The sequence below is a fragment of the Streptomyces capitiformicae genome (assembly GCF_002214185.1).
GTDB lineage: Bacteria > Actinomycetota > Actinomycetes > Streptomycetales > Streptomycetaceae > Streptomyces > Streptomyces capitiformicae.
On sequence record NZ_CP022161.1, the window covers coordinates 4737840 to 4756131 of the forward strand.

General features: G+C 68.7%; 13 protein-coding genes and 1 pseudogene. 10 read left to right on the forward strand and 4 right to left on the reverse strand.

Features of this window, described 5'->3' with window-relative positions:
• Position 1: 1 nt before the first annotated feature.
• Positions 2–502 (reverse strand): hypothetical protein, encoded by a 501-nt coding sequence (locus CES90_RS21130; RefSeq protein ID WP_189781538.1) that lies wholly within the window; start codon positions 500–502, stop codon positions 2–4.
• Positions 503–641: 139 nt separating this feature from the next.
• Positions 642–2003: a glutamine synthetase family protein gene (locus CES90_RS21135; protein ID WP_189781539.1), complete on the reverse strand. Its 1362-nt coding sequence runs from the start codon at positions 2001–2003 to the stop codon at positions 642–644.
• Positions 2004–2396: 393 nt separating this feature from the next.
• Between CES90_RS21135 and CES90_RS21140 the strand changes: the two genes are divergently transcribed.
• The 5 genes and pseudogenes from CES90_RS21140 to CES90_RS21160 form a co-directional block, all read left to right on the forward strand.
• Entirely contained in the window at positions 2397–3059 is a 663-nt protein-coding gene (locus CES90_RS21140; RefSeq protein ID WP_189781540.1) for a DUF3105 domain-containing protein, read from the forward strand.
• Between the two features lie 149 nt (positions 3060–3208).
• A complete protein-coding gene (locus tag CES90_RS21145; RefSeq protein WP_229913668.1) occupies positions 3209–3919 on the forward strand; it encodes a DUF305 domain-containing protein in 711 nt (236 codons plus the stop codon).
• Positions 3861–4586: an HAD family hydrolase gene (locus CES90_RS21150; protein WP_189781541.1), complete on the forward strand. Its 726-nt coding sequence runs from the start codon at positions 3861–3863 to the stop codon at positions 4584–4586. Before CES90_RS21145 ends, CES90_RS21150 begins: the two co-directional genes overlap by 59 nt.
• 110 nt (positions 4587–4696) lie before the next feature.
• A complete protein-coding gene (locus CES90_RS21155) occupies positions 4697–7744 on the forward strand; it encodes a bifunctional [glutamine synthetase] adenylyltransferase/[glutamine synthetase]-adenylyl-L-tyrosine phosphorylase (protein WP_189781542.1) in 3048 nt (1015 codons plus the stop codon).
• Between the two features lie 66 nt (positions 7745–7810).
• Positions 7811–8011 (forward strand): annotated as a pseudogene (locus CES90_RS21160) (MBL fold metallo-hydrolase); the annotation flags it as partial.
• A 12-nt stretch (positions 8012–8023) separates the two neighbouring features.
• Here the strand turns inward: CES90_RS21160 and CES90_RS21165 are convergent.
• Both CES90_RS21165 and CES90_RS21170 read right to left on the reverse strand, forming a co-directional pair.
• Positions 8024–8932, reverse strand: a complete 909-nt coding sequence (locus CES90_RS21165; protein WP_189781543.1) for a phosphatase PAP2 family protein — start codon at positions 8930–8932, stop codon at positions 8024–8026.
• Between the two features lie 144 nt (positions 8933–9076).
• On the reverse strand, positions 9077–10129 hold the full coding sequence (locus CES90_RS21170; RefSeq protein WP_268257011.1) for a LacI family DNA-binding transcriptional regulator: 1053 nt from the start codon (positions 10127–10129) through the stop codon (positions 9077–9079).
• A gap of 590 nt (positions 10130–10719) precedes the next feature.
• Here CES90_RS21170 and CES90_RS21175 point away from each other — a divergent pair.
• From CES90_RS21175 to CES90_RS21195, 5 genes are all read left to right on the forward strand, one after another.
• The gene (locus CES90_RS21175; protein WP_189781545.1) at positions 10720–11991 is read left to right on the forward strand and encodes an extracellular solute-binding protein; all 1272 of its coding nucleotides are present in this window, start codon (positions 10720–10722) and stop codon (positions 11989–11991) included.
• A 115-nt stretch (positions 11992–12106) separates the two neighbouring features.
• On the forward strand, positions 12107–13111 hold the full coding sequence (locus tag CES90_RS21180) for a carbohydrate ABC transporter permease (protein ID WP_189781546.1): 1005 nt from the start codon (positions 12107–12109) through the stop codon (positions 13109–13111).
• Positions 13112–13124: 13 nt separating this feature from the next.
• Positions 13125–14054: a sugar ABC transporter permease gene (locus CES90_RS21185; RefSeq protein WP_189781547.1), complete on the forward strand. Its 930-nt coding sequence runs from the start codon at positions 13125–13127 to the stop codon at positions 14052–14054.
• 165 nt (positions 14055–14219) lie between these two features.
• A complete protein-coding gene (locus CES90_RS21190) occupies positions 14220–15938 on the forward strand; it encodes a glycoside hydrolase family 13 protein (protein ID WP_189781548.1) in 1719 nt (572 codons plus the stop codon).
• 228 nt (positions 15939–16166) lie between these two features.
• Entirely contained in the window at positions 16167–18218 is a 2052-nt protein-coding gene (locus CES90_RS21195) for a restriction endonuclease (RefSeq protein WP_189781549.1), read from the forward strand.
• Positions 18219–18292: the final 74 nt, after the last annotated feature.

The window sequence follows — 18292 nt, forward strand, 5'->3', positions numbered from 1 at the left end:
GTCAGACGGCCCCGGACGCGGTGTACTGACAGCCCTCGAGGCGCCGGTACCACCACACGTGATGGGGGCGCCACTCCCGCCGGGCGTCGGCGAACGGGTCCGGCAGGGTGCGCGCGAGGTAGACGGCGTCCAGGGCCGCCACCAGTCGTCCCAGCTCGGCGCGGGCCCGCGGGGGCAGGTTCCGCACGGCCGCGTCGAGCATGGCACGGGCGTGTCTGACGTCCCGGAGTTCACAGCCACGGCAGGAGCAGCCGTCCGCGTACGGATAGCGGGGCCGGCGTCCCGGCGGCCGGAGGAAGGCCCGGTACCGCCGCAGCGCGTGGTCGGTGACGCCGGGGAAGACGTAGTAGTCGGTGGAGAGCGCCTCGTACCGGTGGATGGCGAGGCTGGTACGGGCCGAGAGGCCGTGGACGCGGTCCGGGGCGGGGCTGTCCCAGCGCTGTGGACGGTGGTGTCGAGGCTGCTGTGCGGCGCGCAGCGCGCCGGGCCGCTTACGCGGCATCGGCCTTTCGTCGGTGTGCGGTCATGGAGATCATCATGCCGGTACCGGCGGGGCAGGCGGAAGGGGAGCCCGCACACGGGGCTCCCCTTCACAATCCGTCGCTGCGGAACAAGGGCCTTACAGCAGCCTTACCGCAGCCTTACAGCACAGGCAGGTTCTTCCGCAGCTCGAACGCCGTCACCTCGGAGCGGTACTCCTCCCACTCCTGCCGCTTGTTGCGGAGGAAGAAATCGAAGACGTGTTCGCCGAGGGTCTCGGCGACGAGGTCGCTGCGTTCCATGAGGGTCAGGGCCTCGCCGAGGTTCTGGGGGAGGGGCTCGATGCCCATCGCGCGGCGCTCGGCGTCCGAGAGGGCCCAGACGTCGTCCTCGGCGCCCGGCGGGAGCTCGTAGCCCTCCTCGATGCCCTTGAGGCCGGCGGCCAGGAGCATCGCGTAGGCGAGGTACGGGTTCGCCCCGGAGTCCAGGGAGCGGACCTCGACCCGTGCCGAGCCCGTCTTGCCGGGCTTGTACATCGGGACGCGGACCAGGGCGGAGCGGTTGTTGTGGCCCCAGCAGATGTACGAGGGGGCCTCGCCACCGGCGCCCGCCGTGCGCTCGGAGCCGCCCCAGATGCGCTTGTAGGAGTTGACCCACTGGTTGGTGACCGCGGCGATCTCGGCGGCGTGCTTCAGCAGGCCCGCGATGAAGGAGCGGCCGACCTTGGAGAGCTGGTATTCGGCGCCGGACTCGTAGAACGCGTTCCGGTCGCCCTCGAAGAGCGAGAGGTGCGTGTGCATGCCCGAGCCCGGGTGCTCACTGAACGGCTTCGGCATGAACGTCGCCTGGACGCCCTGCTCCAGCGCCACCTGCTTCATGACCAGGCGGAACGTCATGATGTTGTCCGCCGTCGAGAGGGCGTCGGCGTAGCGCAGGTCGATCTCCTGCTGGCCCGGCGCGCCCTCGTGGTGGGAGAACTCGACCGAGATGCCCATCGACTCCAGCATGGTGATCGCCTGGCGGCGGAAGTCCATGCCGACGTTGTGCGGGGTGTGGTCGAAGTAGCCCGAGTAGTCGGCCGGGGTCGGCCGGGAGCCGTCCGTCGGCTTGTCCTTCAGCAGGAAGAACTCGATCTCGGGGTGGGTGTAGAAGGTGAACCCCAGGTCGGAGGCCTTGGCCAGGGCCCGCTTCAGGACATAGCGCGGGTCGGCGAAGGACGGGGAGCCGTCCGGCATGAGGATGTCGCAGAACATACGGGCGGTGCCCGGGGCCTCCGCGCGCCACGGCAGGACCTGGAACGTCGACGGGTCCGGCTTGGCGATCATGTCGGACTCGTACACCCGGGCGAAGCCCTCGATGGCCGAGCCGTCGAAGCCGATGCCCTCGTCAAACGCCTGTTCCAGCTCGGCAGGGGCCACGGCCACGGACTTCAGGAAGCCCAGCACGTCCGTGAACCACAGGCGTACGAAACGGATGTCGCGCTCCTCCAACGTACGGAGCACGAACTCCTGCTGCTTGTCCATCTTCCGCTTCCACCTATTCCTTGCTGGTCAGGCCGCCTGCTCCCGAGCGACGGGAGACGATCGGGCACCTGAGCATCACACCACAACACCATTTCGTGCGCGTTGCGCACCTTGATCGGGAAACCGACCTCGGGCTGAACGCCCGGCGTACGGCAGGTGTACCGCTGGCTCTGTTGCTCTACCACTGCCCTATCGCTCTGCCGCCCATCTTGCCTGCTCGCGCCGACATCCGTAACGCCTGTGTCATTGTCCGGGCATTGTCCGGGCGACGGGGCGGGTCAGTAGGGGGAGCATGGGAGGCGGGATCCCTCGTTTACGAGAGGGAGCGGATCAAATTACGATCAGCTGGTCCGACCGTCCCATCCGCCTCATCCCCCACTAAGGACTCACGCCATGGCCGCCAAGAACAACAGCAGCGCGGCGCGCAAGGCGCGCATCGAGGAGATGCGCCGTGCCGAGCGCTCCCGAGAGCGCCGGAACCGGATCCTCACGATCGGTGCCAGCGTGCTGATAGTCGGCGGCCTCGTGGTGGGCGGTACGGTCCTCATCCAGTCCCAGACCGACGACAGCGGCAGCAACTCGGCGAGCGACTCCAAGGCCGCGGGCAAGTGGAAGACCGGCTCGGACGGCGTGAAGACCTGGAGCACCAAGCTCTCCCAGAACCACGTCACGAAGAGCGTGGACTACCCGATGGAGCCCCCGGTCGGCGGCGACCACAACCCGGCCTGGCAGAACTGCAACGGCGACGTCTACGACAAGGCCATAAAGAACGAGAACGCCGTCCACTCCCTGGAGCACGGCGCGGTCTGGGTGACGTACAACAGCAAGGCCTCCGACGCCGACGTCAAGGCGCTCGCGGAGAAGGTCAAGAAGACCCCGTACACGCTGATGAGCCCGGTCGACGACCAGAAGGACCCGATCACGCTCAGCGCGTGGGGCGCGCAGCGCACGATCACGAGCGCCACGGACCCGAACCTCGACAAGTTCTTCGAGAAGTACGTCCAGGGCAAGCAGACTCCCGAGCCGGGTGCTGCCTGCACCAACGGCGTCTCCTGACGACAGACGGCTGACGGCTGACGGCTGACGGCTGACAACTGACAGCTGACAGCTGACAGCTGACAGCTGACAGCTGACAACTGACAACTGACGGCTAACGACAGCGGCCCGGTGACGACTGACGACTGCGGCCTGGCACAGTGGGGAACATGAAGCACATCGGTTGGATCGCCTCCGGTGCCGCGGCGGTGCTCGTCGCGGCCGGAGCGATCACCTACGCGGTCGCCGACGGCGACGACTCAGGGCTGGACGCCCCCGCCGCCGACTCCGCGGACGCGGGGTTCGCCCGGGACATGGCCGTCCATCACCAGCAGGCCGTCGAGATGTCGTACATCGTGCGGGATCGCACGGACGACGAAGAGGTCCGGCGGCTCGCGTACGACATCGCGCAGACGCAGGCCAACCAGCGCGGCATGATGATCGGCTGGCTCGACCTCTGGGGCCTGCCGAAGGTGTCCTCGGACAAGCCGATGGCCTGGATGGGCATGGGCGACATGGCCTCCGGCGAGGACGGCGCCCTGATGGCCGGCATGGCGACCAACGCCGAGATGGAGAAGCTGGGCACGCTCAACGGCAAGCAGGCCGAGATCTTCTTCCTCCAGCTGATGACCGACCACCACAAGGGCGGCATCCACATGGCGGAGGGCTGCGTCTCCAAGTGCACGGTCGGCGTCGAGAAGAAGCTCGCGCAGGGCATGGTCAACGGCCAGGAGTCCGAGATCGCGCTGATGACGGGGATGCTCAGGGAGCGGGGGGCCGCGCCCAGGTCGTCCTCCGGGGAGTCCGGAGACGCCTCGACGGATGAGCCGAGCCCGTCCGCGTCGACGTCAGCGACGACCGAGGAACACGAGGGGCACTGAACTCGTGCTGCCCGGCCCCGGCAAGTGTGTCCTCTTCGACGTCGACGGCACGTTGATCGACGCCGTGGACAACCAGCGCCGGGTCTGGGGCACGTGGGCGGGGCGATACGGCCTGGACGCGGCCGACGTCTACGGGGTGGCCCTGCGGACGCGGCCGATGGAGACCTTCGCGGAGGTGGCTCCGGACCAGGACCCGGGGGAGTGCCTGGCCCTGCTGCACGAGTTGGAGGACGAGGATGTCCGGTCCGGCGTCTACGGGGCCTTCGCCGGCGCGGCGGAGCTGCTCAGGGCCCTGCCGCCGCGGTCATGGGCGCTGGTGACCTCGAACTACGAGCACCGGGTGCGGGGACGGTTCGCGCGTACGGGGCTGCCGGTCCCGCCCGTCCTCGTGGACGCCGCCGCGGTGGACGAGGGCAAACCGTCGCCCGTGCCCTATCTGCTCGCCGCCGAGCGGCTCGGCGTCCGGCCCGAGGACTGCCTGGTCATCGAGGACGCCCCCTCCGGAGTCGAGGCGGGACTGCGGGCCGGCATGACGGTATGGGCGGTCAACACCCCGACTCCGGCACCCGGCGTACACCGCCACTTCCCGACCCTCAGCGAAGCGGCTCCGGAGATCCTCGCCTTCGCCCGCTCGCGGACCGGCGCTTCTGCCAGGTACTCCAGCTAGGCTCATGGCCGTACGACCTTGATCGGATTGATCGGCTGATCGGCTGATCGGCTTGATCGGGCTTGATGCGAACGCTTGATGCGAACGCTTGATGCGACGGGAGGCCAGGGATGATGGCGCCGGGGCGCAGGAGCAGCACGTTCACGCGACTGCTGCGGCACGGTTTCACCGACCCCTCGGCCGCCGAGCGGCTGCTCGAGAGCGTCGAACTGACGGCCGTACGGAACGATCCGGTGCTGTTGCACGCGCTGGGTGCCACCGCCGATCCGGATCTGGCGCTGCTGGGCCTCGTACGGTTGCTGGAGGCGCAGCCGGACCATACGGCGCGGCGGGAGGTGCTGGACACGCTGATAGCGGCCAAGCCGCTGCGTGACCGGCTGCTGGGTGTGCTGGGCGCCTCGGCGGCGCTCGGGGACCATCTCGCGCGCCACCCGCATGACTGGCGGGCGCTGGTGATGTACGAGCCGGAGGACCTGCACCCGGGCATCGAGGAGTTCGAGCGGGGCCTCGCCGAGGCCACCGACCCGGTGTCGCTGCGGGTGGCGTACCGCCGCTGTCTGCTCTCGATCGCCGCGCGGGACGTGTGCGGTACCACCGATGTCGCCCAGGCGGCCGCCGAGCTCGCCGACCTCGCCACCGCCACCCTCCGCGCCGCCCTCGCCATCGCCCGTGCCGCCGCGCCCGAGGACGCGGCCCAGTGTCGGCTCGCGGTGATCGCGATGGGCAAGTGCGGAGGCCATGAGCTCAACTACGTCTCCGACGTCGATGTCATCTTCGTGGGGGAGACCGCGGACGGGGCCGACGAACAGAAGGCCATCCGCGCCGCCACCCGCCTCGCCTCGCACATGATGCGGATCTGCTCCGAGACGACGGTCGAGGGGACCATCTGGCCGGTCGACGCCAATCTGCGCCCCGAGGGGCGCAACGGCCCGCTCGTACGGACGCTCAGCAGCCATCTCGCGTACTACCAGCGGTGGGCGAAGACCTGGGAGTTCCAGGCGCTGCTCAAGGCCCGGCCGGTCGCCGGGGACCTCGAACTGGGGGAGGAGTACGTCGCCGCGCTCGAACCCCTCGTCTGGAAGGCGGCCGAGCGGGAGAACTTCGTCGCCGACGTGCAGCGCATGCGGCGCCGGGTCGTCGAGAACATTCCGGTCGCCGAGGTCGACCGCCAGCTGAAGCTGGGGCCGGGCGGGCTGCGGGACGTCGAGTTCGCCGTGCAGCTGCTCCAGCTCGTGCACGGCCGCGCGGACACCTCGCTGCGCAGCGGGACCACCCTCGACGCGCTCGGCGCCCTCGCCGCCGGCGGATACGTGGGCCGCGCCGACGCCGCCCAGCTCGACGCCGCCTACCGTTTCCTGCGCTCCATGGAACACCGCATCCAGCTGTACCGCCTGCGCCGCACCCACCTCGTCCCCGACGACGAGACCGACCTGCGGCGCATCGGACGCTCGCTCGGTCTGCGCACCGAGCCGGTCGCCTATCTGCACCGCGAGTGGCGGCGCCACGCGGCCGTCGTACGACGGCTGCACGAGAAGCTCTTCTACCGCCCGCTCCTCGACGCCGTCGCCCAACTCGCATCCGGCGAGACCAGGTTGAGCGCCGACGCGGCCCGTGAACGCCTCGTCGCCCTCGGTTACGCCGACCCGGCCGCCGCCCTGCGCCACCTGGAGGCGCTGGCCTCCGGCGTCTCCCGCAAGGCGGCCATCCAGCGGACGCTCCTGCCCGTCCTCCTTGGCTGGTTCGCGGACTCGGCCGACCCGGACGCCGGACTCCTCAACTTCCGCAAGGTGTCGGACGCGCTCGGCAGGACCCCCTGGTACCTGCGCCTGCTGCGCGACGAGGGAGCCGCCGCCGAGAACCTCGCCCGCGTGCTCTCCGCCGGACGCCTCGCCCCCGACCTACTGCTGCGCGCCCCCGAGGCCGTCTCCCTGCTCGGCGACGGGGACGGCGGTACGGGTGGTGTCGGCGGTGCCGGTGGCGCAGGCGGTGCCGGTGGCGCCGGCGGGCTCGAACCCCGCGAACGCGCCCCCCTGGAACAGGAGATCCTCGCCGCCGTCCGCCGCGCCGACGACGCCGAACAGGCGGTCACGGTGGCGCGCGGCGTACGCCGACGCGAGCTGTTCCGTACGGCCGCGAGGGACATCGTCGGCTCCTACGGCACTGAGTCGTCCCCGGCCGCGGCCGACCAGGGGGCGCTGGTGGACCTGGTGGGCGGCGCGGTCTCTGACCTCACGGCCGCGACCATCGCGGGGACCCTGCGGGCCGTCGTGCGCGACGGCTGGGGGGACACCCTGCCCACCCGTTTCGCGGTCATCGGCATGGGCCGCTTCGGCGGCCACGAACTGGGATACGGCTCCGACGCCGACGTCCTCTTCGTCCACGAACCCCGGGAGGGTGCCGACGAACAGGAGGCGGCCCGCGCCGCCAACACCGTCGTCGCCGAGATGCGCCGTCTGCTCCAGATCCCCAGCGCCGACCCGCCGCTGCTGATCGACGCGGACCTGCGCCCCGAGGGCAAGTCCGGGCCGCTGGTGCGGACGCTGAAGTCGTACGAGGCGTACTACCGCCGGTGGTCGCTGGTGTGGGAGTCGCAGGCCCTGCTGCGGGCCGAGCCGGTCGCCGGGGACGAGGATCTGGGCCGCCGTTTCGTCGAACTGATCGGCCCTCTGCGCTACCCGCAGGGCGGGCTCGGCGACGACGCGGTACGCGAGATCCGCCGCCTCAAGGCCCGTATGGAGTCCGAGCGCCTGCCGCGCGGCGCCGACCCCACGCTCCACACCAAGCTCGGGCGGGGCGGTCTGTCGGACGTGGAATGGACCGTGCAGCTCCTGCAGCTCCGGCACGGCTGGCGTGAGCCGGGGCTCAGGACGACCCGCACCCGCGCGGCACTGGCGGCGGCGTGCGCGGCCGGCCTGGTGAGCGCGGAGGACACGGCCGTGCTGGACGAGGCGTGGGTCCTGGCCACGCGGGTCCGTAACGCGGTGATGCTGGTGCGGGGGAGGGCGGGCGACACGTTCCCCTCCGGGGGGCGGGAGCTGGCCGCGGTGGGCCGCTACCTGGGCTACGGCCCCGGCCGCGTGGGCGACATGCTCGACGACTACCGCCGCACCACGCGCCGGGCGAGGGCCGTGGTGGACGACCTGTTCTACGCCGACTGAGTTTCCCCGCCCCCGCAGCCCCTGAGGATGGGAATGGGGGCGGCGGGGGCGAGACTCAGGTCTGCGTTCGCGGGAGCGCCCCGGGGCAGCATCTTCGACGGCGCCCTGCTCGTCCTCGACAGCGCTCAGGCGGCCGAGGCCACCGAGATCCTGGGAGCCCGCCGCGTGATCCCCGTTCACTGCGCCAGCCGGGGCCACTTCACTGAGGGGCGGGACGACGTGACCGCCGCCTTCACCGCCGCAGGCATGGCCGACCGACTGGAGTGAGCTGAGCCAGGGCTAGACCTTCACCGGCTCCAACCGCCGCGCCCCATCGCCCCCAGCCACCTGCTGAGGCAGCGCGTGCGGCAACGCCCCGTACCAGGTGCGGGCCACCGTGTAACCGAAGGCGAGGCACAGCATGCCGCCCACCGCGTCGAGCCAGAAGTGGTTGGCGGTGGCGACGATGACGACCAGGGTCAGCGTCGGGTAGAGCAGGCCCAGTACCCGCACCCATGGCACCGAGGCCAGCGCGAAGATCGTCAGGCCGCACCACAGGGACCAGCCGATGTGCATGGAGGGCATGGCCGCGTACTGGTTCGACATGTTCTTCAGGTCCCCGGAGGCCATGGAACCCCAGGTCTGGTGGACGAGGACCGTGTCGATGAAGTTCTCGCTGGTCATCAGGCGGGGCGGGGCCAGCGGATAGAAGTAGTAGCCGACCAGGGCCACCGCGGTCGTCGAGAACAGCACCAGACGCGTCGCCGCGTAACGACCCGGATGACTACGGTAGAGCCACACCAGGACACCGAGCGTGACGACGAAGTGCAGTGTCGCGTAGTAGTAGTTCATGCCGACGATGAGCCATGTGACCGAGTTCACTGCGTGATTGACCGTGTCCTCGACGGCGATCCCGAGATGGTGCTCCACCTTCCAGATCCAGTCGGCGTTGCGGAACGCCTGGGCCTTCTGCTCCGGCACCGCGTTACGGATCAGCGAGTACGTCCAGTAACTCACCGCGATCAGCAGGATCTCGAACCAGAAACGAGGGCGACGCGGAGTCCGCAGCCGCTGAAGACAGCCCTTCTCCGCCTGCTCCGCCTGCTCCGCCTGCTCCGCCTGCTCCGCCTGCTCCGGCGCATCCGTGACCGACCGGGGAGCGGCCTGCTCCCGGCCTTCCTGCAGTGTCGTCACGGTCGAGTCACCCATGGGCACAGAGTTTGCCAGAAAAGCCATACCCCACCGATCATCCTCTGGTCGGGTTCAATCCGCACGCTCGTCGGGGTACGCCACAGGGTTCCCTACTTCGCACGTATTGCACCGTCCCCCGTTCTCTCCCTCTTGAGGACGAGTTCAGGAACGAGTGCGTTCCACCAGAGAACCGAGAGAACCAGGGGCCGAAGCGGTCGACCCGCGCACCACCAGTTCCGGCATGAACACGAACTCGCTGTGCGGGGCGGGCGTCCCGCCGATCTCCTCCAGCAACGTACGCACCGCCGCCTGCCCCATGGCCGGGACCGGCTTGCGGATCGTCGTCAGCGGTGGGTCCGTGAAGGCGATCAAGGGGGAGTCGTCGAAGCCGACCACCGAGATGTCCTGCGGGACCTGCAGACCCCGCTGACGTGCCGCCCGGATCGCACCGAGCGCCATCATGTCGCTCGCGCACACCACCGCCGTACAGTCCCGGTCGATGAGCGCCATGGCCGCCGCCTGGCCGCCCTCCAGGGTGTAGAGGGAGTGCTGGACGAGCTCGGACTCGACGTCCGCGGCGTTCAGTCGCAGCTGGTCCTGCATCGTACGGACGAAGCCCTCGATCTTGCGTTGCACGGGAACGAAGCGCTTCGGGCCGAGGGCCAGCCCTATCCGGGTGTGACCGAGCGACACCAGATGCGTCACCGCCAGGTTCATCGCCGCGCGGTCGTCCGGCGAGATGAAGGGCGCCTGCACCTTGGGGGAGAAGCCGTCCACCAGCACGAACGGCACGCCCTGCGCCCGCAGTTGCTCATAGCGCTGCATGTCCGCGGAGGTGTCCGCGTGCAGACCGGAGACGAAGATGATGCCGGCGACCCCGCGGTCGACGAGCATCTCCGTCAGCTCGTCCTCCGTGGACCCACCAGGGGTCTGGGTGGCGAGGACCGGGGTGTAGCCCTGCCGGGTCAGCGCCTGGCCGATGACCTGGGCCAGGGCCGGGAATATCGGGTTCTCCAGCTCCGGGGTTATCAGGCCCACCAGGCCCGCGCTGCGCTGCCGCAGCCGTACCGGCCGCTCGTAGCCCAGGACGTCGAGGGCGGCGAGGACTGACTGGCGGGTGGTCGCGGCGACGCCCGGCTTCCCGTTCAGGACGCGGCTGACAGTCGCCTCGCTGACCCCCGCCTGGGCTGCGATGTCGGCAAGCCGTGTGGTCACAGCACCGGACTGTACCGGCCAGGTCTCCGCTTGCCCACCGGCCCGGCGCCGGGTGCGGGCGGGGGTGCGGCCCGCTGCGGGCTGCTGCGTCATCGCGGTCCCTCGTGATTCTGGTCGGTGTCCGGTGCCCCGCGTCCGCAAGGCGCTGACGGGGTGATGATTCCCGCCGCCGCAAGGGATGGCAAGAGCTTGCAGAGTCTTGCACACCGTTCCCGTATGCGTTGATCACCGCTCCCGTATGCGTTGATTACCGCTCCCGTATGCGTTGATTACCGCTCCCGTATGCGTTGATTACCGCTCCCGTATGCGTTGATTACCTCTCCCGTATGCGCTGATCACCTGGGAATAGGGGCGTCCGGGTGATCTCGCACAGGTCACGACGGGGTAACCATCCGCGTTTCTTGCACTTTTTTGCTGCAAGACCTTTCGCGCCGCTTACATCGCTGTTACGTTCGGCCACGCCCGGCGGCGTCCCCCACTCTCGAACCGACTCGAGCGGGAGGGGCCCCATCGGCGCGGCCGGCACTCGGCAGCAGCGGCGGACGGGGCCCTCTGCCCAGCACACGGGCTTTCACCCTCAAGGAGATCTCATGCGGCGTGGCATAGCGGCCACCGCGCTGGTGGCGTCGATCGCCCTCACGGCGACGGCCTGCGGCGGAAGCGACAGCGGCGACTCGGCCGACGGTCCGGTCACCATCACCTGGTGGGACACCTCCAACGCCACCAATGAGGCACCCACGTACAAGGCCTTGGTCAAGGAGTTCGAGGCCGCCAACAAGGACATCAAGGTCAAGTACGTCAATGTGCCCTTCGACCAGGCACAGAACAAGTTCGACACCGCCGCCGGAGCCTCCGGCGCCCCGGACGTGCTGCGCTCCGAGGTCGGCTGGACCCCCGCCTTCGCCAAGAAGGGCTTCTTCGCGCCGCTGGACGGCACCGAGGCTCTCGCGGACCAGGACAAGTTCCAGGACAACCTGATCAAGCAGGCCCAGTACGAGGGCAAGACGTACGGTGTCCCGTTCGTCACCGACACCCTCGCGCTGGTCTACAACAAGGAGCTCTTCGAGAAGGCCGGCATCACCGAGGCCCCGAAGACCTGGGACGACCTGAAGAAGGCCGCCGCCACCATCAAGGACAAGACCGGCGTCGACGGCTACTGGGGATCCACCCAGGCCTACTACGCCCAGTCCTTCCTCCACGGCGAGGGCACCGACACCGTCGACGCCGCCGGCAAGAAGATCACCGTCAACTCCGCCGAGGCCAAGAAGGCGTACGGCACCTGGCTGAGCCTCTTCGACGGCAAGGGCCTGCACAAGGCCGACACCACCGCCGACGCCTACGCCCACATCCAGGACGCCTTCGTCAACGGCAAGGTCGCCGCGATCATCCAGGGCCCCTGGGAGATCACGAACTTCTACAAGGGCAGCGCCTTCAAGGACAAGGCCAACCTGGGCATCGCTACCGTCCCGGCCGGCTCCACCGGCAAGGCGGGCGCCCCGACTGGCGGCCACAACCTCTCCGTCTACGCCGGCTCGGACAAGGCGCACCAGGAGGCGTCGCTGAAGTTGGTCAACTTCATGACCTCGGCGAAGTCCCAGGAGACCATCGCCCTGAAGAACTCCACGCTGCCCACGCGCGACGACGCCTACACCGCCGAGGTCAAGGCCGACCCGGGCATCGCCGGCTACCAGACCGTCCTCGCCGTCGCCCAGCCGCGCCCGGAGCTGCCCGAGTACAGCTCCCTGTGGACCCCGCTCGACACCGAGCTGCTGGCCGTCGCGGGCGGCAAGGAGCCCCTGGACAAGGGCCTGAGCAACGCGGAGACCGCGATCGCCAAGCTGGTCCCGGACTTCAGCAAGTGACCCCGAGTGGCCGCCGCACCCGCCTTGTGTCTTCGGGGGACGGGTGGGGCGGCCACCGGCCTCCACCCAGGCCCAGCCCTCGATCTCCCAGTGATCTTCCAGAAGGTGTCGAACGATGACAGTCGCCATCGACCGCGCGACCGGCAAGCGCCGCGGTGAGCCGAGCGGGCGCCCCGGCCCGCTGACGCGTCTGAAGAACGGGTACCAGCGCTACTGGTACGCGTACGCGATGATCGCCCCCGTGGTCGTCGTGCTCGGCGTCCTCGTGGTGTACCCCCTGGTACGCGGCTTCTACCTCACCCTCACCAACGCCAACAGCCTCAACTCGGCGCGCAGGATCGGCGTCAACGAGATCGAGGCCACCTACGAGTTCATCGGCCTGGACAACTACGCCGACATCCTCTGGGGCCCGACCTCGTACGACCGCTTCTGGTCGCACTTCATCTGGACGATCGTCTGGACCGCGCTCTGCGTCACCCTGCACTACGTCATCGGCCTCGGCCTCGCGCTGCTGCTCAACCAGAAGCTGCACGGCCGCACCCTCTACCGGCTGATCCTGGTCCTGCCCTGGGCGGTACCCACCTTCGTCACCGTGTTCGGCTGGCGGTTCATGCTCGCCGACGGCGGCATCATCAATGCCGGCCTCGAAACGCTGCACCTGCCGACACCGCTGTGGCTGGAGGACACCTTCTGGCAGCGGTTCGCCGCGGTCATGGTCAACACGTGGTGCGGGGTGCCGTTCATGATGGTCTCGCTGCTCGGCGGCCTCCAGTCCATCGACACCTCGCTGTACGAGGCCGCCGAGATGGACGGCGCGAGCGCCTGGCAGCGCTTCCGGTACGTCACCCTGCCGGGCCTGCGAACCGTCAGCTCCACCGTCGTACTCCTCGGCGTGATCTGGACGTTCAACCAGTTCGCCGTCATCTTCCTGCTGTTCGGCGACACCGCGCCCGAGGCGCAGATCCTTGTGACCTGGGCGTACTACCTGGGCTTCGGGCAGCAGCCGCGTGACTTCGCGCAGTCGGCGGCCTACGGCATCCTGCTGCTGGCCATCCTGATCGTCTTCACCTCCGTCTACCGCCGCTGGCTGAACCGCGATGAGCAGCAGCTCGCGATCTGAGGCAGGAGCCACCATGAGCACGACCAGTACGAGCACTGTTGAGACCACGGCTCCGGCGGGCCGCCGTACGACCGCGGACCCGGGCCCGGCCGCGCCCCGCAGGCAGCGGCGGCGGGGCGAGGTCGGCTTCGCGGGCGCCTTCGTCTCCCACGCGATCCTCACCGGGGCGAGCCTGGCCGCGCTCTTCCCGATCGCCTGGCTGGTCTACCTGTCCCTCGGCCCGGACAAGGACGACTACCTCCACCCCGAGCGCATCTTCGGGAAGATGACGTTCGACAACTACACGTTCGTGCTCCAGAAGACCTCGTTCTTCGACTGGCTGATCAGCACGCTCGTCGTCTCGCTCGGCACCACGATCATCGGCGTCCTGATCGCCGCCACCACCGGCTACGCGGTCTCGCGCATGCGCTTCCCGGGCTACCGGAAGTTCATGTGGGTACTCCTGGTCACACAGATGTTCCCGGTAGCCGTACTGATGGTGCCGATGTACGAGATTCTCTCCGAACTCCAGCTCATCGACAGCTACCTTGGTCTCATCCTCGTCTACTGCTCGACGGCCGTGCCGTACTGCGCCTGGCTGCTCAAGGGTTACTTCGACACGATCCCGTTCGAGATCGACGAGGCGGGACGCGTCGACGGGCTGACCCCCTTCGGCACGTTCGCGCGGCTGATCCTGCCGCTCGCCAAGCCGGGGCTGGCGGTCGCCGCGTTCTACAGCTTCATCACCGCGTTCGGGGAGGTCGCCTTCGCCTCGACGTTCATGCTGTCGGACACGAAGTACACCTTCGCGGTCGGCCTGCAGAGCTTCGTCAGCGAGCACGACGCCCAGCGCAACCTCATGGCCGCCACCGCGGTACTGGTCGCGATCCCCGTCTCCGCGTTCTTCTACGTGGTGCAGAAGAACCTGGTGGCCGGCCTCACGGCGGGTGGCACCAAGGGCTGACGCCCACCCCTGTGACTCCCGTACGCCTTGCCGTACGGGTGGCGGCCGCGGTGTCCATCCGACCCCGCTGTCACCGCGGCCGCCTCGTCAACCGACGACCCGAGACACCGAAGTCCGAGAATGCCCCCAACTCCGTTACGAACTCCCTTACGTACCAAGGACGTCATGAGCCAGCACTCTGCCGCCGACCCGGCCGACAACTCCGCTCTCGCCACCGTCGCCTCCCGCCGCGACTGGTGGCGCGACGCGGTGATCTACCAGGTCTATCCGCGCAGCTTCGCCGACAGCAACGGCGACGGCATGGGCGACCTGGAGGGCGTACGTTCCCGACTCCCGTATCTGCGTGATCTGGGCGTCGACGCGGTCTGGCTGTCGCCCTTCTACGCCTCCCCGCAGGCGGACGCCGGCTACGACGTGGCCGACTACCGCGCCGTCGATCCCATGTTCGGCAACCTGCTGGACGCCGACGCCCTGATCCGCGACGCCCACGAGCTGGGCCTCAGGATCATCGTCGACCTGGTGCCCAACCACTCCTCGGACCAGCACGAGTGGTTCAGGCGGGCGGTGGCGGAGGGCCCGGGCTCGCCGCTCCGCGACCGCTACCACTTCCGCCCGGGGAAGGGGGTCGACGGCGAACTCCCCCCGAACGACTGGGAGTCCATCTTCGGCGGCCCGGCCTGGACCCAGGTGGAGGATGGCGAGTGGTACCTCCACCTCTTCGCCCCCGAACAGCCCGACTTCAACTGGGAACACCCGGCGGTGGGCGATGAGTTCCGCTCCATCCTCCGCTTCTGGCTGGACATGGGCGTGGACGGCTTCCGCATCGACGTGGCCCACGGCCTGGTGAAGGCGGACGGCCTCCCCGACCTGGGCGCCCACGACCAGCTGAAGCTGCTGGGCAACGATGTCATGCCGTTCTTCGACCAGGACGGCGTGCACGAGATCTACCGCGAATGGCGGGAGGTCCTGGACGAGTACGCGAACAAGAAGGGGCCCGAAGGGCCTTCCGCAGAAGGGCGGTGGTGGGAGACGGGAGGGCGCATTTTCGTGGCGGAGGCCTGGACCCCGACGGTCGAACGCACGGCGAACTACGTCCGCCCCGACGAACTCCACCAGGCCTTCAACTTCCAGTACCTGAGCACGGAGTGGGACGCGGCGGAACTTCGAGTCGTCATCGACCGCACCCTGGACGCCATGCGCCCGGTGAACGCCCCCGCGACCTGGGTGTTGTCGAACCACGACGTAACCCGCCACGCGACCCGCTTCGCCAACGAACCGGGCCTGGGCACACAGATCCGCCTGGCCGGCGACCGCGAACTGGGCCTGCGCCGCGCCCGCGCCGCCTCGCTCCTCATGCTGGCACTACCGGGTTCGGCGTACGTCTACCAGGGCGAGGAGCTGGGCCTCCCCGACGTCGTCGACCTCCCGGACGAGGTCCGCCAGGACCCCGCGTTCTTCCGCGGCGCCGGCCAGGACGGCTTCCGCGACGGCTGCCGGGTCCCGATCCCGTGGACGCGGAGCGGTTCGTCGTACGGCTTCGGCGAGGGCGGCTCCTGGCTCCCGCAGCCCCCGGAATGGGCCGACCTGAGCGTCGAGGCCCAGACGGGCGAGCCGGACTCGACCCTGGAGCTCTACCGCACCGCACTTGCCGTACGGCGGGAACAGCCGAACCTCGGCGCGGGCGACTCGGTCGAATGGCTGAAGGCTCCGGAGGGCGTCCTCGCCTTCCGCCGGGGCGACTTCGTATGCGTCGCCAACACGACGGGGGAGGCGGTCCGGATTCCGGCGTATGGCGACGTCCTGATCGCCAGCGGCGAGGTGACTGTGGTGGACGATGAGGCGAAGCTGCCGGGGGACACGACGGTGTGGTGGGCGACGGCCTGAGGATGTCGTAGGGAGCGGTTGCCGCGGGTGCCTGCGGCGTTCGAGGCAGGGCAGACGGGAAGCCCCGACCAGTGAATGGTCGGGGCCGGTCCCATTCGGTGCCGCCCGGTGCTCGGCCACGATGTATGCCGGACGCTGATGAGGCCACTGTCGAATCCGGCCCGTCGTTGTCGGTGGCTCCCTCTACCCTCAGGCGGAGACAGCTTTACCGCTGTGAAGGGGGAGCAGATGCACAGCCGCCAGCCCGTACCCGCCAAGTCGTGGCGCGACCGGAGTAACTCGCTCGGCTACATCCAAGGTGGCACGGAGGCTCAGGCGGATCTGCTGCGACAGGTGCTCGTTCAACTACCGTGCGACGGCGAGGAATCGCTGGAGTGGCGGACACCAGAGGGGAAGTGCGTCAGTGCCCGCTGCGAGGACTTGTGCCGGCGGGTGCTCTCTGCTCCAGGCCTCGCCGAGAGGTCGGACGAATCTCAGTGGCAGCCGAGCGCCTACGCCACGCAATGGCTGGAGAACAAGGACAACTCCTTCCTGGCCGCTCACCTGCATGCCCATGTGAAGTTCTTCGGCGAACTCCTTCTGGCGATTGGGGACCAGACAAAGCACGCGGACTTGTTGAAGGTGGCGACGGAGGCATACGGGCTGAACTGGACAAGCCTGTCACCCGTGCGAGACCGTACGGGGTGGCTCAGGAGCCTGGGGATGATCGAGCTGTGGGGCCAGCGGGTCGTCAGGACCGAACTGGGGGACGCTCTGTTGGAAGTCCTCCAGCTTTGCCCACCCGAGAGCGCCCGCGGAGAAGGGGAAGAGGCCGACGAGCCGGACGGCGGCGGGGACGAGGAGCTGGCATTCTTTGGCGATTCCCTGCAGTTGGAGCAGGTCGACCTGAGGAACCGCCGCGCTCTGATCGGCTACATCCCTCGGGGAAATGCTTCCGACAGCCGCGACGGGGACTCGACCCTGACCGCGACCGCCGCCCTGCGCAAGCTGGTCGCCCTGTTGGGCGACGGCACGGGCCTTGAGGAGTTCGGCGAGCTGTGCGGCAGCGAGTTCGGCATCAGCAAGAAGTCCTTTATCACGATGATGCACGCCCTGCGGCACACGGGACTCGTCGAGCAAACGTCGTTCAACCGCTTCGCACCGAGTGAGCACGCGCACCGAGTCGTTGATGAGGGGAACGAGAGGCTGCTCGCCGCGAATCTGCATATGAGGTATCTGTTCTTTGGCGAGATCCTGCGCCATTTGGACAAGCCCGCGACCACCTCGACGTTGGTGGCCGTAGCGAAGGAGACATATGGCTACATGCAGGCCTCGAACGGAGAGGTTCGTCTCAGACTTGCCTTCCTACAGGACGCGGGTCTCGTAGAGCGAGTGGACTGGCAGCGGTTCCGTGTTACTGCGGCTGGACGGAGTTTCGCGAAGAGCCTGACTCTTCAGCTGCCAGTCGAAGCAGAGCCAGAGACAACCGATTCCTCAGGACCTCAAGATGCGCCCCCTTCTCCGATGCCCGAGACGGTCATCGCCCAGCTGCGGGAGTACGGCAATGTCGGGACGGACAGCCGGGAGTTCGAGGAGGCTGTCAGCCGCGCCTTCTCCTTCCTCGGATTCAAGGCCGAGCACCTCGGGGGCGCGGGCCGCACGGACGTCCTGTGTATCGCGCAACTGGCCGCGAAGGACCGATATCGGATCATCGTGGACGCGAAAAGCTCAGGGAACGGGCAAGTTGCCGAGGCCAGCGTCAAGTTCGACGCACTGCGCGACCACAAGCGCAAGCACAAGGCCGATCACGTGGTCGTCGTGGGACCGGAATTCGCTCCACGGCTCAAGAACTGGGCGGCGGAGAACGAGGTCATCCTGCTACGCATCGAGGACCTCGCCACCCTGCTCGACCACCACTCGCGAAACCCGATGCCCCTCACCGAGCTACGGGACGCCTTCTCCCGCATCGACACGTTCAGCGACGACCTGACCGAGCGGTATCAGGGGCTGGAGCGGCGCTCGCTGCTGATGCGCAGAATCATCGATCTGGCCTTCCAGGAAGCTGTGGACGAGGACCCGGTCGACGATGGGTACATCAGCGTCGAGAACATCATCTATGCCTTGCGGAAGGAGGTCACCCCACGCCCGTCTCGGCAGGAGGTGGACGAGCTGATCGCGTTCCTGTCGAGCCCTGTCGTGGCCGCGCTGGAATCCACCAAGGGCCGCCACAAGTTGATCGACTCGCCCCGGAACATGGCGCTACGCCTGGCCTGTCTGGGTGGCACCATCGCCATTAATTGAGGGAACGGTCGCCCGGGTCGCCGCCTCGGCGGCGGGACGCCGGCACAGGCAGATCACTGCCCTCCAAGCTCAGG

Excerpts from the sequence above, each read along its gene's own strand:
- CES90_RS21165 (WP_189781543.1), bottom strand. The coding sequence starts at position 8,932 with ATGGGTGACTCGACCGTGACGACACTGCAGGAAGGCCGGGAGCAGGCC.
- CES90_RS21155 (WP_189781542.1), top strand. The coding sequence starts at position 4,697 with ATGATGGCGCCGGGGCGCAGGAGCAGCACGTTCACGCGACTGCTGCGG.
- CES90_RS21135 (WP_189781539.1), bottom strand. The coding sequence starts at position 2,003 with ATGGACAAGCAGCAGGAGTTCGTGCTCCGTACGTTGGAGGAGCGCGAC.
- CES90_RS21150 (WP_189781541.1), top strand. The coding sequence starts at position 3,861 with ATGAGCCGAGCCCGTCCGCGTCGACGTCAGCGACGACCGAGGAACACG.
- CES90_RS21195 (WP_189781549.1), top strand. The coding sequence starts at position 16,167 with ATGCACAGCCGCCAGCCCGTACCCGCCAAGTCGTGGCGCGACCGGAGT.
- CES90_RS21140 (WP_189781540.1), top strand. The coding sequence starts at position 2,397 with ATGGCCGCCAAGAACAACAGCAGCGCGGCGCGCAAGGCGCGCATCGAG.
- CES90_RS21175 (WP_189781545.1), top strand. The coding sequence starts at position 10,720 with ATGCGGCGTGGCATAGCGGCCACCGCGCTGGTGGCGTCGATCGCCCTC.
- CES90_RS21145 (WP_229913668.1), top strand. The coding sequence starts at position 3,209 with ATGAAGCACATCGGTTGGATCGCCTCCGGTGCCGCGGCGGTGCTCGTC.
- CES90_RS21190 (WP_189781548.1), top strand. The coding sequence starts at position 14,220 with ATGAGCCAGCACTCTGCCGCCGACCCGGCCGACAACTCCGCTCTCGCC.
- CES90_RS21185 (WP_189781547.1), top strand. The coding sequence starts at position 13,125 with ATGAGCACGACCAGTACGAGCACTGTTGAGACCACGGCTCCGGCGGGC.
- CES90_RS21130 (WP_189781538.1), bottom strand. The coding sequence starts at position 502 with ATGCCGCGTAAGCGGCCCGGCGCGCTGCGCGCCGCACAGCAGCCTCGA.
- CES90_RS21180 (WP_189781546.1), top strand. The coding sequence starts at position 12,107 with ATGACAGTCGCCATCGACCGCGCGACCGGCAAGCGCCGCGGTGAGCCG.